The organism is Pseudoalteromonas sp. SG44-1 (genome assembly GCF_014164315.1).
Taxonomy (GTDB): Bacteria; Pseudomonadota; Gammaproteobacteria; order Enterobacterales; family Alteromonadaceae; genus Pseudoalteromonas; species Pseudoalteromonas rhizosphaerae.
Genome location: NZ_JACJEW010000007.1, coordinates 74,004 through 89,261, shown reverse-complemented (window position 1 = coordinate 89,261; position 15,258 = coordinate 74,004). Strand labels below are relative to the sequence as shown.

Sequence of the window (15,258 nt, the reverse complement as noted above, 5' to 3'; positions counted from 1 at the left end):
TGGTTTTTGTCCACAACAATGTTCCGTAACATAGAAAAATACACTAAATGGAGCGTCGTCATGAACAAACACTTAATAGCTATTGCAGTTTTAGGGGCATCACTTGCCCTCACCGGTTGTGCAGAAGAGCCTGCTCAACAGAGCAATCAACCACATCTTCAACCAATAGATGTTGCCTCGGTGATCATTAAGCCAGTGCAAAACTGGCACACCTACACTACGCGTTTAGAAGCGCCGGAAGAAGTATCACTTATGCCACGTGTTGCCGGAGTTATTGAGCATATTGCGTTTAATGAGGGCGACGAGGTTAAACAGGGTGACTTACTGTTTAAACTTGACGCTCGCCCATATGCTGCGGTTGTAGCAAGTTTAGAGGCACAAGTAGTCAGTGCTGAAGCCGCTTTATCGCAAGCGCAAAGTGAAGCTAAAAGAGCGGTGCGATTAACCGAGCGAAAAGCGATTTCAACAGAGCAAGCGGAATCACGTACCTCAACGTTACGCCAACGTGAAGCACAACTTGCTGCCTTAAAAGCCCAGCTAATTGCAGCTAATTTAGATTTAGAATTTACAGATATACGTTCACCCATTGATGGTGTGATCTCGCGTGCAAATATTACCAAAGGTAATAATGTGCTTGCAGGGCAAAGTGTACTGACTTCAATCGTATCAAATCAAACTATGTATGCTTACTTTGATGTTGATGAACGTACTTGGAATAGTTCATTTGATGAAGTAACCGCCGCTGCTCATCAGCAAGTAGTCATGCAAAAAGTGGGTCAAAATGGCTTTGCACACACCGGTTATATCGACTTTATTGATAATCAAATCAATGCAGCAACAGGTACTTTGCGAGTGCGTGCACGATTTGATGAAAATACCGCCTTACGCGCCGGTTCATTTGCACGTATTAAGTTAGCGGCCAATGACGTTACAGAGCAAGTTATTGTGCCTGATAGAGCAATTGGCACCGATTTGAAAAATCGCTTTGTGCTCACTGTAGGTGAAGGCAATATTCTCGAATATAAACTGGTTACAACCGGTGAGCGCTATGGCAGTTTTCGCGCTATTACCTCGGGCTTAAAAGCTGGCGATGTGATTGCGGTTAATGGTCCTGCGCGTGTTGGACCTGGCATGCCGATTTCACCTAATACAGTGACCCTAGACACAACTGGTGTTGCTTTTACGTTATCGCCAACGGCGCAGCACACGCTTATGGCTAAGAAGTAGGACGAATAATGAAATTTTCTCACTTTTTTATTCAACGACCGATATTTGCAGCCATGCTGTCATTGGTGATTTTAATCGCCGGTGGTATTTCGTTGTTTCAACTGCCGGTCAGTGAGTATCCTGAAGTTGTTCCGCCGACAGTTGTGGTAACTGCGAACTACCCAGGAGCAAATCCAACCGTAATAGCACAAACTGTGGCTACTCCATTGGAGCAAGAGATCAATGGTACTGAAAACATGTTGTATATGTTTTCCCAGGCGACCAGTGATGGGCGTATGACACTGACGGTAACGTTTTCATTGGGAACGGATTTAGATCGTGCGCAAGTACAAGTACAAAATCGGGTTAACAGTGCTTTGCCGCGACTACCACAAGAAGTGCAGCGCTTAGGCGTCGTCGCTGAAAAATCATCACCGGATCTAACCATGGTGGTACACTTATTCTCACCGGAAAAAACACATGATACGGCGTATCTATCTAACTACGCTGACTTATATGTGAAAGACCAAATTGCACGTTTGAGTGGCGTAGGCGATGTAAAATTATTTGGTGGTGGTCAATATTCAATGCGAGTGTGGCTTAACCCCGATGCATTAGCGGCACGAGAATTAACCGCAATGGACGTCGTCAACGCATTGCGTGCGCAAAACCAACAAGTTGCAGCGGGTAGCTTAGGTGCACAACCTGCTTCAACAGACAGTCAATTTCAAATATTGTTAAATGTAAAAGGGCGCTTAAACAGTATTGAAGAGTTTCAGCAAGTGATCATTAAAGTGGGTGAACAAGGTCAATTAACACGTCTAAGCGATGTTGCTCGAGTCGATTTAGGCCAAAATACTTACTCACTTAGAGCTGAACTTGATAATCAACCAGCACTGGCGATGCCGATATTTCAACGTCCTGGCTCTAATGCGATTGAGCTTTCAGATCAAGTACGCGAAACCATGGCGCGTTTATCGAAAGATTTTCCAGCTGGTGTTGAGTACGACATTGTCTACGACCCTACGGTATTTGTTCGCGGTTCGATTGATGCGGTGATCAAAACGTTACTTGAAGCTATCGCGTTAGTGGTAATTGTAGTGGTGTTATTTTTACAAACCTGGCGTGCTTCGATTATTCCACTTATAGCTGTGCCAGTTTCACTGATTGGTACTTTTGCGGTGATGCAGTGGTTAGGGGTCTCGATCAATACGCTGTCGTTATTTGGTTTAGTACTTGCCATAGGTATTGTGGTCGATGATGCTATCGTGGTGGTCGAAAACGTTGAACGTAACATTGAACAAGGTTTATCACCTCTGGAAGCAACGCGCGTGGCGATGACTGAAGTGACAGGGCCTATAATCGCGATTGCGTTAGTGTTGTGTGCAGTGTTTATTCCTACCGCGTTTATTAGTGGTTTATCAGGTCAATTTTATAAACAGTTTGCGTTAACTATTACTATTTCAACGGTTATCTCAGCATTTAACTCATTAACTTTATCACCGGCGTTGGCGGCACTATTACTTAAAAGCCATGATGCTAAACCGGATGCGCTGACGCGTTTATTAAATCGTTTATTTGGTCGCTGGTTATTTGCACCCTTTAATCGAGTATTTGACCGTGGCGCCAAAGGCTATCAAAAGCTGGTACAAAAACTAATGCGCATGAGCGTGGTAGTGGTGATTGCATACGTGGTTTTATTAGGCGGAACAATTAAGCTATTTGATGCCGTGCCGGGTGGTTTTATTCCTGCACAAGATAAGCAGTATTTAGTTGCGATAGCACAATTACCTGATGCAGCGAGTTTAGACCGTACTCAAGATGTGGTTAGGCAAATGCAAGAAATTGCACTGCAAGTACCTGGTGTTGCAAACACAGTTGCCTTTCCTGGCTTGTCGGTAAATGGTTTTACTAACAGCCCTAATAGTGCCATTGTATTTACACCGCTAGAAGCCTTTAGTGAGCGAAGCGATCCGAGTAAATCGGCGATGGCTATTGCGGCACAGTTAAACCAGCGTTTTAGTGCCATTGATGAAGCATTTGTGGCTGTATTTCCACCGCCGCCAATCCAAGGTTTAGGCACCACGGGTGGGTTTAAACTGCAAATTGAAGATCGCGGTAATAAAGGCTTTGAAACACTATTTAACAGTTTGCAAACGGTGATTACTAAAGCTCAGCAAGATCCTGCGTTAATGGGGCTCTATTCAAGTTTTAGAATTCAAGTACCACAAATGGATATTGATATCGACCGAGAGCAAGCGCTTATTCAAGGTATTCCATTGAATGAAGTATTTAATGCGTTGCAAGTGTATTTGGGCTCAATGTACGTTAATGACTTTAATTTATTTGGCCGTACGTACCAAGTTAATGCCCAAGCTGATGCTGATTTCCGCCTTGATCCAGAACAAATATTGAATCTAAAAGTGCGCAATAATCAAGGGAATATGGTGCCATTGGGCTCGGTATTAACGACAACGCCTACAACAGGCCCTGATCGAGTGATGCATTACAATGGTTACCCAAGTGCAGAGCTTAATGGTAGTCCAGCGCCTGGTTACAGTTCAGATCAAGCACAGCAGGCAATTGAACTGATCTTGGCTGATAATTTACCTACGGGTATTGAGTACGAATGGACCGAAGTTACTTTTCAGCAAATTCTAGCGGGTAATACCATGGTCTATGTATTCCCATTAGTGGTGTTATTAGTGTTCATGGTATTGGCTGCGCAGTATGAAAGCTTACGTCTACCACTGGCTATTATTCTTATTGTACCAATGACAATATTCTCAGCATTAATGGGTGTATGGTTGGTTGGCGCTGATAATAATATTTTCACGCAAATAGCATTGATTGTATTGGTTGCCTTGGCTTCTAAAAATGCCATTTTAATGGTGGAGTTTGCACGCGATAAAAATAATCATGGGTTGAGTCATTTCGACGCTATTTTAGAAGCTTGTCGGATGCGTTTACGACCTATCTTAATGACGTCAATTGCCTTTACTGCGGGTGTTATTCCCTTAGTATTAGCAACGGGAGCTGGAGCAGAAATGCGCCATGCAATGGGCAACGCAGTGTTCTCGGGTATGATTGGTGTAACCGTGTTTGGTTTATTATTTACCCCTGTATTTTATATTTTGGTAACTAAAACCCGTAAAGTGACTACGCAGGAGCAAATTAATGAGTAAGTATAAGTTAACCGCTCTTGTTGTGGCGGGTTTATTAAGTGGCTGCGCCAGTAAAATTGATGAGCAGCAACAGCAAAATCAGCTACAAGAATTTGTTGCAAAAACACAGATCGCTGCACAGTTACAAGGTCAAGACGAACTTAACTGGTGGCAGCAATTAAATTCAACCCAGTTAAATAATCTAGTGCTCAGTGCGCGCGCTAATAATCATGATTTGCACACTAGTCAGTTGCAGTTACAAAGCGCGCTTGCTCGTTTAGGTGGGCAAAAAGCACAGTATCTTCCCCAAGGTGCAGTGGCAGTTGATGCCACTCGCTCAAGTACTGGTAACGTTAACACGCGTCAATCGGAAGCCAATGTTAACCTTGATTGGCAACTTGATTTATTTGGTAAAATAACTGCGCTTGTTGATGCTGCGAATGCAGGGGCAATGAGTCAAGCGGAACAATTACGTGCTTTGCATATTGAAGTTGTTACCTCTGTGGTAAAAGGGTTTGTCAGTTTTCAAGGTAATAAGCAAAAACAGCAGATCATTAACCTACAAATTGAAGCATTAGAGCAAAGTATTGCGGTTCTGCGGGCTCGCGTTGAGGAAGGGGTCGCTAATGAGCTTGATTTAAATCGAACCTTAGCACAATTGAAGCAGCAGCAAGCTTTGTTGCCAGATATTGAATACGCGCAATTTCGTGATCTAGCAACGCTTGCGACATTAACAGGGCAGTTACCTGCTGATCTAACCTTAGTTGATGAGCAAGCGCTGTTTGAGCATGCATTTACTGTAAGTTTAGCCACTCCAAGTGATGCCATTGCACTGCGTCCTGATATTAGCCAAGCATTATTTGAATTTAGCCAAGCTAATTCATTAAGCGTGGCTGCGAGTAAAGCATTATTACCTGATATCAGTTTAACGGCGTTTGCAGGTGTACTGAGCTTAGATAACAACCAGCTTTCTGACACTACGCAGCAATGGCAAGTTGCCCCACGCATTCAGTGGTCATTATTGAGCTACCCTGCGTTATTGGCGCAACGTGATGCTCAGCAATATCTCAGTGAAGCCGCTTACAGCCAATATCAACAAGTGGTGTTGGAGGCATTAGCGCAGAGTGAACTTTCACTGCAGTTATTAGTCAAACAAACTCAACAACTAGGCTATGCCAAAGCACGTTATGAGTTTGCTAATAATGCCTTTTTACAAGCGCAGGCGATGTACCAAGAAGGGCAAATACCTTACTTAGAGTTGTTAGATGCGCGACAGGATGTTTTAATAGCGCAGGAAAATGCAATTGACTCAACGATTTCATCATTACTTGCTAAAGTAGACACTTACCAAGTATTTAATGGTCGTTGGAGTTATGCGTTAGTTAATTAAGTTAAGTTGAGTTTTTGATGCCACATACTGATCTTTTATCAACAATCCCCGCGACAATGCGTGCGATTGCGTTACTTGAACCTAATGAACAGATTAATTTATCTGAGCTTGAATTGCCGGTGCCTGATGTTGTAGACAACGAATTGTTGATAAAGGTTGAGTATGTTGCGTTGAATCCGGTTGATGCGTATTTTGCTAAACAAGGTTTTTGTAAATGGCACTATCCTCATACCCTAGGCCTTGATGCTGTAGGGGTGGTGGTAAAAGCCACTAAAGGGGTATTTCCAAGTGTCGGTACTCGGGTTATGTGGCATGGTAATGTTGGCGACCAAGGGGTGTTATCACAATACGCTAAAGTGCCTAACTTTGCTGTATCGCAAATTCCTGATAGCGTTACGTTACAGCAAGCCGCGACATTACCCTGCGCAGGGATGTCGGCATTAATAGCTCTTGATAAACTGCAATTAACCGAAGGTGATTCACTTTTAATTGAAGCTGGTGCGGGGGCCGTCGGTCAGTTCGCCATTCAATTTGCCAAACAACGTGGTGCTACGGTATTTACCACCGCGAGCAAACGCAACCATAAGCTTGTTAAACAATTGGGTGCTGATGTGGTGTTTGATTACAACGATAAAAAGCTTAGCGATAAAATTCGTAAAGAACTTGGTCCACAAGGCTTTGATGCGGTGCTCGATTCGATTGGTGGTGAAACCACTGTGCGTAATGTTGAATTAATGCGTTTTTGTGGCCGTATTGCGTGCTTAAATCCACTGCCTAAGTTTGAGCAGGAGCTGATGTTCAGACGTGCGCCAAATATAGGTATTGTTTCTTTAGGTGGAGCGTGGTTAGCAAACAGTTTATGTGCTCAGCAAAAAATGAGTTTTATGGGCAATTTATTGCTAGACAATTTAGCCAGTGGCAGTATCAAAATACCGCAGATCATTGAGGTTGAATTTAACGCCAGTAGTATTTCACAGGCGCTGAATAAACAAATTGCTGGTGGCTTTACCGGAAAGCAGGTAGTGAAAATTAGCCATGATTAATTATTAACCGTGATTCATAATCTTTAAGCCTCGCAATTGCGGGGCTTTTTGTTATTGTTTAAGGTTATCAACTTAGGGGGAAAGATGGCATTTACAGATTTTTATCGACTCAGCGCCCATGGGGTGATCACTAATGCCAGCGGGGAGGTTTTGCTGCTAAAGGCAAGCTATGGCGAGCTAAGCTGGGGATTACCTGGTGGCGCCTTAGATGTCGGTGAAACTGTACATCAAGCACTCATACGCGAATGCCAAGAAGAGCTCGGCTGTGAAGTGAAAATTGAACACTTAACCGGTATTTATTATCACAAAGCGTTTAATTCTCATGCTTTTATTTTTAGAGTTAGTTTGTTAAAAGATGCTGTGATCACGCTCAGCGATGAACACTTAGCACATCGTTATTATAAATTGTCGGAGCTTTCCAAGGTTCAACAACATCGTGTCGCAGCCTGTTTAAATTATACCGGTACAGTTGATAGTGCTGCATTTTAATTTAGCTTAAACGATCACTATCATTAATAGGAAAACGAGATATGAATACGCAACGTTTAATTCTTCGCCATGGCCAGCTTAGTGATGCGTCGTTTATCTTGAGTTTATTAAATCAGCCGAGTTTTTATCGTTATATTGCTGATAAAAGCATTTATACCAAACAACAAGCCGAAGATTATTTACAAAAAACCTTTATTGATGGCCACCAACAGCAAGGTTTTGGACCTTATATTGTGGCAAATAAACAAGGCGTTGCCATGGGCATGGTGGGCTTATTCCAACGAGAAGCATTAGCAGTGCCTATGAAGCGGCTGCAAAACTATTACACGCGTATCAAGGTAAGTTCAGCTACATTGCCGCGATAGCCGACGCTGACAATACCGCTTCGCATGGGTTATTAAATAAACTCGGGTTTAGGTATATAGGCAAAGCAGTGCTTAATAATGATGGCACTGCTTTAGTGGTGTTTATTCTTGAATAAGAACACTCAGGGTAGTTGCTACCTGTTGATTAATATTCTGCCAGTTTTGCTCTAAGCTTTCGACGAGGCCTTCGTAATCATCACCAGTTAAAGGGTTAACCTCACTAAAATAATGAATTGTTTTTAAAGAGCGGCCATTTTCAAACGACGTATAATATAGGCGCCACAAACCAGAAATATCGGCATTACCTTGGTTATCACCATTGAAATGATGTAGCTCATATTCTAATTCATAATAACTTTGCTGATCTTTATCTGTTATAACAGGTAATCCTTTGACCACCATCCAGTTATCAAGCGTGGTAAATAATGTTTGATGGGCGCTTGCTGTTAGCATTTGATCTGGCGCTTCACTCCATAAGTGATAATTAGCAGCATTGACCTGATTATTATCCATTTTCATTGCAATACCACGGTTATTTAATGCGCCTCGTAAACTTACTGTATTGATCCGTAATTGAGCTGATGTGTTAGTGCTACTGCGCTGCATTGGTTTAATACTTTGCTCAAACTGGTAGTATTTAACGGGGGCATTAAGTGATTGGCTACATCCTGATAATAACACTACGCCGATAACAGCAAAAAATTGTATACGTAAAAATGTCCGCATTATTGTTTCCTCGGCGTTGGATCGGCAGGCAATGATTTATCAAAAATAAACATATTTGGTTGCTCATTTAAGCCACGCGAGAGTGGCTGTAGTTCTTCACTTAAACGCTTAAACTCTGAGAGCGTTTGTTGTAATTGTTGATGTAATGAGGAACCTTGTTGATAACTGGCCATGGTTTTTTCAAACTGTTTCATAGTGACATCAAATTGCTGCATACTTTTGGTCATTTCAGCAAAATTACGATTAATATCACCGGGTAAATCTTGGGTATCTTGTTTACTTAACAATGTGCGCATTTCATTCGCCAGCGCTTGGTAATCAGCAAACGCGGAATCAATTTGCGCTAAGCTGTCTTCAATTTTTAAGTTTTTTACCTTATTTAATACGTCAGACACTTGATCTGCTAATACGGTAATGCCACTGGAAACACTTGGAAATACTTGATATTGAGACAGTGTTTCTAACTTCGCAGCTGGGGCATCGTGGTAGATATCAAAATCGACATACACAGCACCGGTGAGTAAGTTGCCTGGTTTTAAAGAAGCGCGCATGCCATTTTTGATCCAACCATCAACACTGTTTTGCCAAAATTGTTTGGCTGAGGCATTATCGTGGTAAATGCGGCCATACTCTATTTTTATCAGTACTGGCACAGCGGTATTATCAGTTCTAAAGTGAGCGGGTTTGCCATCGATCATCACATTTGCAGGTGCTTTAACAACAGTACCGACGCGCATGCCACGATATTCAACCGGGGCTCCGGCACGTAAACCTCGAATAGACTGTTCAAACTCAATTAGGTAATAGTCAAAATTATAAAAACGCTCCTCAAGAGCATCTTTGTAGCTGTTACTAAGCGAAAAGCTATGGCCTTCTTGGGCTAAATTACCCGGTGACTGTTGTTTAGGCAAACCAACCGAGATCCCTCCTTTTAATAACCTGCTTAATGAACCTGTTTTTACATTAATTCCATCGGCAGATAAATCAATTTCAACACCCGTATTGACCCAGAAAATAGAATTTAAGGTGATCAGGTTTTGATAAGGTTCGTTGATGAAAATACCATACTTCATCGCTTGATTCTTCCAATCAAATGTCGCTGTTTCAACTTGACCAATTTTATAATTCTTAAAAAATATACCGGTGCCGACATCCATAACCTCAGCATCATAGCTGAGTAATGAAAAGCGACCGCCTTTGACATCTTTATCAATCAGCGCTGGCTCTTCTTGTAATTTAAAATGCTCTTTTGTTTTACTACTTTCACCTGGTGAAAATTCTAAATATACACCCGATAGTAACGTGCTCATACCGCTGATACCCGTTTCATCAATACGTGGTTTTACTACCCAGATGTTGGCGTCTTCCGTGAGTAAGCCATCATAATGTTTATCAATTTGAGCTCGAGCAATCACACTGTTTTTAGTATCAGAGAGGCGAACGTGATCAATTTGGCCGATTTTCACACTACGTACTTTTATTTCAGTCTTGCCTGCCACGATACCCTCAGCATGAGGCATTGAAATATAAATGGTTGCGCCTTTATTAGCTTGGTATTGGTAAAGCATCCACACACCAACGAGCAAAGCTATAACCGGTATGATCCAAATCGCAGAAATAATAGGTTCTTTTTTTATATTAGCCGTTTCACTCATGCTGTTTCTCTAATTTATGGTCTTTTTATCATTGTTTGGCGAATCCCATAATAGCCGAGGATCAAACGCGTGTGCTGCCAACATTTGGCAAATCACCATGATAGTAAAAAATACAGTGCCTAAACCTGGTGTTACCGACATTAAATTCCCAAGTTGCACTAAGGCTACTAGAATTGCGACAACAAATACATCGATCATGGACCATTTACCAATAAACTCAGTTAATTGATAAACTTTAGTATAGCCCTTTGTTTGGCCGTTAGCGGGTTTGCTAACCAAAAAGCATAAAAATGTTAAAATGAGCGCTTTAGCTAATGGTACTACTACACTCGCTAAAAAAATGATTAATGCAATAGGGTATGAGCCAGCTTGCCACAGTGTTATTACCCCACCAATTAATGTTGAGGGGGATTCATCCCCCAAACTAGTGGTGTACATTATTGGCAATAAATTTGCCGGAATATAACAGGCAATTGAAGTTATTAACCATGCCGTTGCTTTTTGTACGCTGTGGGGGTTTCTGATATGGGTTTTGCTATTACAGCGAGAACAGTATTCGCTATCACTAAGTTGATGGCAGACATGACAGGCTCGAATGTTACTATCTATGGCACGATAAGAAAGTTTTGCGGCTGCAATTTCAGCCTGAGGCTGTACTTGATCCCATAATCGAGCACGATTTAAGTGTGCTAATGAGCCAATATAGAAGAGTACAAACGCGGCATAGGCCCAAAAACTAACGCCAAAGCTGACTTCCGCTAGCGACATTATTTTTACCATGCTGACCAATACGCCGATTAAAAATATTTCTGACATGATCCATGGTTCCAGCGCTAAGGTGAATTTGAGTAAGCGTCTGGCAATCGTTTGTGGAAGTACTTTAAGCAAGCCTAAATGCAGTGGGATCAAAATAGTGAGTAATGCCATTGGTAAACCAATAATACTAACATCAATAAAAATGCCTAATAAATCGCTGTCGTAATTAAACAAAATACGAGCGGCATCGGGCAAGGTAATCGTCTGTGTAATGCCATTACTACTAAATGAGATAAAGGGATAAAACATACTGCTTAGCAGCATGAGTAAAGCACTAATACTGAGTGCTACAATACGGCTGTCATAATTTATATTTGCTGCGCATAGTTTACTGTGACAATGTGGACAGACAGCCATTTGTTTTGCAACTATGTGCGGGATATCAATAATCAAGTCACAATTAGGGCAGGCAGTTTGCAAATTAATAACCACTTAGAAGTATCTTAGATCAAGTTTGCATCAATTATATGCTAAATACAAATGCGAAATTGGTTTAACTAGGCTAGCCTAATAAGAAAGTTGTCATGTAATTTTACAGTTGCTAAAAAGCATCTATCTGTGGGTGGTGAATGAAGTATTTTATAGTGTTTTTTTTTGTTTTATATAGCACTTTTGCATTGAGTTTAGCTGCGCCAAAATCTAGCGACATTATTACCGTTGCGGTAAGCCCTTCTTTGCCTCCTTACGTCTTTAGTGAGGATGATACCGGCTTGCAGTTGCAGATTTTAAAATCTGCGTTTAAAGATCAAGGTATAACCAACCTAGATATCGTTTACATGTCTAATAAGCGTGCAGGGCAGTCCTTAGAACAAATGCAGGTCGATATTGCGATGAATTATGCGGGCGTGACGAGCCCTGCTATTTTTTCCAGTCAAAGTCTATTGGCTTATCAAAATGTAGCGGTGAGCCTGCAGAAAAATCATTTTAAAATTAACACTGTGTATGATTTATCGGGTAAGAGTGTTGTCGCCTTTCAAAATGCCACCGAATTTTTGCCGCCACCATTTAAAACATTAACAACTAAACTGAGTTCCTATGAAGAAGTTGTATACCAAGCGGCGCAGGTGGATCATTTAATGAAAGAGTGGGTTGATGTGGTGGTACTAGAGAAACGGGTGTTTTTACATTATTTACAGCAGTATAAAGAATCGCACCCAATTAAGCCTATTACTATACACCCTATATTTCCTGAGGCACCTCGCCCTGCCTACTTTAATAGTAAAGTGCTACAAGAGATTTTTGATACGGGACTTGCCCATATCATTGCAAATGGGCAGTACAGTAAAATTATGGCCTTTGATGGCAGCGATTATGCTCAGGCTGTAGAACCAAACTCAATCAAATAATGCTACTGTTTGGCGGGTAAGCGCAAGCAACTCACCGGATTGTGACCAAATACAGCCATCTTCTAAACCATAACCATCTTTACAGTGGTGAGTTACTGCTTCAAATCCAAGCCACTCGTCGGCTGCCAACTGCGGTGTTTTCACAAACTCTAAATACCACGACATGCTACTGGCGGGCGCTGGTTGGTTAAACATTTGTAATAAAGTAGGCGGCCATGCATCCGTTAAGGCAATAATATGTGCCTCACTTAGTTCTGCTGGCGACTGTTTTAACTTCATCCATCCGCCTAAATGCGACGTTTGGGCTGCTGAAAACGGCATTCCACCTTGCTGAGGGCAAAGCGCGACGTGTTGGAAAAATTCCGGCATGGCACCTGATTTAAATGGCAGTGTGTAACGTTCGTTAACCGGTTTTAGGCTCATTGTTTTTGTCACTGGTACTTCAATGGCTGAATCTCGCGATTTTGCAAAACACGCTTGTACGACCACGCTTACTTGGCCGTCCTGCAACGCTTTTGCCAGTACTTGTGTGCTACTTTTTCCTTCCCGTAAAATTTCAACTGAGAGGGAAAAATCAGTATCTGCTAACAAAGGACCTACAAAATTTGTACTAATAGACAACAAACGACGACTTGGTTCTATTTGTTGACGCATTGCCTGATACAGTAGTGAGGCTGATAAACCGCCAAAAGCAGTTCGACCTTGACACCAGTTTGCAGGAAATTGCATCGTTGCGTGAGCTTGTTCAGAATGGGGCAGCTGGCCTATGAGTGCCGCTTGCTTTAATAGTTGATCAAAATGCATGGTGATCCTTTGAGACATTTTTTAATTATTAGTGATTTTATAACACATAAAAACTCATCAGACCAGATTGTGAAATGGCCCCTAATGATGCAAAAAAAGACAATCCACACATTAATTAGGGTTATTTGCAAAATAAATTACAAAAAAGCACTTTTTTTTCATTTTTACAGTTGAATTAAGTTTGTGGCATCCCTATCTACTAGTCATCGAACGTATTAATGAATTTTGAAGTTGGAGATATTTCATGGGTAAAATTATCGGAATCGACTTAGGTACTACTAACTCTTGTGTTGCAGTACTTGATGGTGGCAAAGCACGTGTTATTGAAAACGCGGAAGGCGATCGCACCACTCCGTCTATTATAGCTTACACGCAAGACGGAGAAACTTTAGTAGGTCAATCTGCTAAACGTCAAGCGGTTACTAATCCGACAAACACATTATTTGCAATTAAGCGTTTAATTGGTCGTCGCTTTGAAGACGAAGAAGTACAACGTGATATCGGCATCATGCCTTTTAAAATTATCAAAGCAGATAATGGTGATGCATGGGTTGAAGCGGGCGGCGAAAAACGCGCTGCACCACAAATCTCAGCTGAAGTTTTGAAAAAAATGAAAAAAACAGCTGAAGACTTTTTAGGTGAAGCAGTAACTGAAGCGGTTATTACAGTACCTGCTTACTTTAACGATTCACAACGTCAAGCTACTAAAGATGCTGGGCGTATTGCAGGTCTTGAAGTTAAACGTATCATCAATGAGCCAACTGCTGCTGCCCTTGCTTATGGCATGGACAAAAACAAAGGCGAAAACGTTGTTGCAGTATATGACTTAGGTGGTGGTACTTTCGATTTATCAATCATTGAAATTGATGAAGTTGAAGGTGAGCACACATTTGAAGTACTTGCTACAAATGGTGACACTCACTTAGGTGGTGAAGATTTCGATAACCGCGTAATCAACTATTTAGTTGCTGAATTCAAAAAAGATCAAGGTTTAGACTTAAAAACTGATCCACTTGCAATGCAACGTGTTAAAGAAGCAGCTGAAAAAGCAAAAATTGAATTATCATCTGCACAATCTACAGAAGTAAATCTTCCGTACGTAACTGCTGATGCAACTGGTCCTAAGCACATGAACGTGAAACTAACACGCGCTAAGCTTGAGTCACTAGTTGAAGATTTAGTAATGAAGTCACTAGAGCCATTAAAACGTGCCCTTGCTGATGCTGATTTATCAGTAAGCGACATTGACGACATCATCCTTGTTGGTGGTCAAACACGTATGCCTTTAGTACAAAAAACAGTTGCTGATTTCTTCGGTAAAGAGCCACGTAAAGATGTTAACCCTGATGAAGCAGTAGCCGTAGGCGCAGCGATTCAAGGTGGTGTACTAGCTGGTGATGTGAAAGATGTACTATTACTAGATGTTTCGCCATTATCTCTAGGTATCGAGACTATGGGCTCTGTAATGACGGCGTTAATTGAGAAAAATACGACTATTCCAACGAAGAAATCGCAAACATTCTCAACTGCTGAAGATAACCAAGCTGCGGTAACTATTCACGTATTACAAGGTGAGCGTAAACGTGCTAGCGACAACAAGTCACTAGGTCAATTTAACCTAGAAGGTATTCGTCCAGCACAACGTGGTACACCACAAATCGAAGTTACTTTTGATGTGGACGCTGATGGTATCTTACATGTATCGGCAAAAGATAAAGATACAGGTAAAGAGCAAAAAATCACCATTCAAGCATCTTCAGGCTTAAGCGATGAAGAAGTTGAAAAAATGGTTCGTGATGCCGAAGCACACGCAGAAGACGATAAAAAGTTTGAAGAGCTAGTTGCAGCTCGTAACCAAGCTGATGCATTAGTGCATGGTACGCGTAAGCAAATCGAAGAAGCGGGTGATGCATTACCAAGCGAAGACAAAGAAGCGATTGAAGCGGCTGTTGTTGAGCTAGAAGCTGCGATTAAGAGTGACAAAAAAGACGAGATTGAAGCAAAAACTCAAGCGCTTGCTGAAAAGTCACAAAAGTTAATGGAAATCGCACAAGCTAAAGCACAACAAGGTGGTGACGCCGGTGCCGAGCAGCAACAATCTGCGAAGAAAGATGACGACGTAGTGGATGCTGAGTTCGAAGAAGTTAAAGACGACAAGTAATTGTTGTTAGCGCTTCGCCTAACTGAAAACACGATGACTGATATCGCAATTTAAGTTAGGATGAACAACTAAGGCGCGCGGGCTAAAGCTTGA

Annotated in this window: 12 protein-coding genes; 8 read left to right on the top strand and 4 right to left on the bottom strand. The window is 41.7% G+C overall.

Annotated features, from left to right (window positions below; all coding sequences use genetic code 11):
* Positions 1 to 60: 60 nt before the first annotated feature.
* The 6 genes from H5187_RS05160 to H5187_RS05135 all read left to right on the top strand — a co-directional run bounded on the left by H5187_RS05160 (position 61) and on the right by H5187_RS05135 (position 7,657).
* Positions 61 to 1,227, top strand: coding sequence for an efflux RND transporter periplasmic adaptor subunit (locus H5187_RS05160; protein WP_149980115.1), 1,167 nt, complete (start codon positions 61 to 63; stop codon positions 1,225 to 1,227).
* 8 nt (positions 1,228 to 1,235) lie between these two features.
* Positions 1,236 to 4,391, top strand: a complete 3,156-nt coding sequence (locus H5187_RS05155; RefSeq protein ID WP_182718709.1) for an efflux RND transporter permease subunit — start codon at positions 1,236 to 1,238, stop codon at positions 4,389 to 4,391.
* Positions 4,384 to 5,760, top strand: coding sequence for a TolC family protein (locus H5187_RS05150; RefSeq protein ID WP_149980117.1), 1,377 nt, complete (start codon positions 4,384 to 4,386; stop codon positions 5,758 to 5,760). The genes H5187_RS05155 and H5187_RS05150 overlap by 8 nt, the downstream gene beginning before the upstream one ends.
* Before the next feature lie 17 nt (positions 5,761 to 5,777).
* A complete protein-coding gene (locus H5187_RS05145; RefSeq protein WP_145236115.1) occupies positions 5,778 to 6,803 on the top strand; it encodes a zinc-binding dehydrogenase in 1,026 nt (341 codons plus the stop codon).
* Between the two features lie 84 nt (positions 6,804 to 6,887).
* The gene (locus tag H5187_RS05140) at positions 6,888 to 7,292 is read left to right on the top strand and encodes an NUDIX hydrolase (protein ID WP_149980118.1); all 405 of its coding nucleotides are present in this window, start codon (positions 6,888 to 6,890) and stop codon (positions 7,290 to 7,292) included.
* Between the two features lie 41 nt (positions 7,293 to 7,333).
* Positions 7,334 to 7,657 carry a GNAT family N-acetyltransferase gene (locus H5187_RS05135; RefSeq protein ID WP_145236108.1) on the top strand — a complete coding sequence of 108 codons (324 nt, stop codon included), beginning with the start codon at positions 7,334 to 7,336 and terminating at the stop codon, positions 7,655 to 7,657.
* Positions 7,658 to 7,759: 102 nt separating this feature from the next.
* Here H5187_RS05135 and H5187_RS05130 read toward each other — a convergent pair whose 3' ends face one another.
* The 3 genes from H5187_RS05130 to H5187_RS05120 are packed head-to-tail and all read right to left on the bottom strand — an operon-like array spanning position 7,760 to position 11,274.
* On the bottom strand, positions 7,760 to 8,383 hold the full coding sequence (locus H5187_RS05130; RefSeq protein WP_145236105.1) for a membrane integrity-associated transporter subunit PqiC: 624 nt from the start codon (positions 8,381 to 8,383) through the stop codon (positions 7,760 to 7,762).
* Entirely contained in the window at positions 8,383 to 10,038 is a 1,656-nt protein-coding gene (pqiB, locus tag H5187_RS05125; protein ID WP_182718715.1) for an intermembrane transport protein PqiB, read from the bottom strand. The genes H5187_RS05130 and pqiB overlap by 1 nt, the downstream gene beginning before the upstream one ends.
* A 9-nt stretch (positions 10,039 to 10,047) precedes the next feature.
* Positions 10,048 to 11,274 (bottom strand): paraquat-inducible protein A, encoded by a 1,227-nt coding sequence (locus H5187_RS05120; RefSeq protein ID WP_149980384.1) that lies wholly within the window; start codon positions 11,272 to 11,274, stop codon positions 10,048 to 10,050.
* Between the two features lie 197 nt (positions 11,275 to 11,471).
* On the opposite strand from H5187_RS05120, the gene H5187_RS05115 reads away from it, so the two are divergent.
* Complete coding sequence (locus tag H5187_RS05115; protein WP_259398786.1) at positions 11,472 to 12,200, top strand: ABC transporter substrate-binding protein; 729 nt, start codon at positions 11,472 to 11,474, stop codon at positions 12,198 to 12,200.
* On the opposite strand, the gene H5187_RS05110 is transcribed toward H5187_RS05115, so the two are convergent.
* Complete coding sequence (locus H5187_RS05110) at positions 12,189 to 13,004, bottom strand: thioesterase family protein (RefSeq protein WP_182797609.1); 816 nt, start codon at positions 13,002 to 13,004, stop codon at positions 12,189 to 12,191. The two genes, H5187_RS05115 and H5187_RS05110, sit on opposite strands and share 12 nt — an antisense overlap.
* A 244-nt stretch (positions 13,005 to 13,248) precedes the next feature.
* On the opposite strand from H5187_RS05110, the gene dnaK reads away from it, so the two are divergent.
* Positions 13,249 to 15,165, top strand: coding sequence for a molecular chaperone DnaK (dnaK, locus tag H5187_RS05105; RefSeq protein WP_182732509.1), 1,917 nt, complete (start codon positions 13,249 to 13,251; stop codon positions 15,163 to 15,165).
* Positions 15,166 to 15,258: the final 93 nt, after the last annotated feature.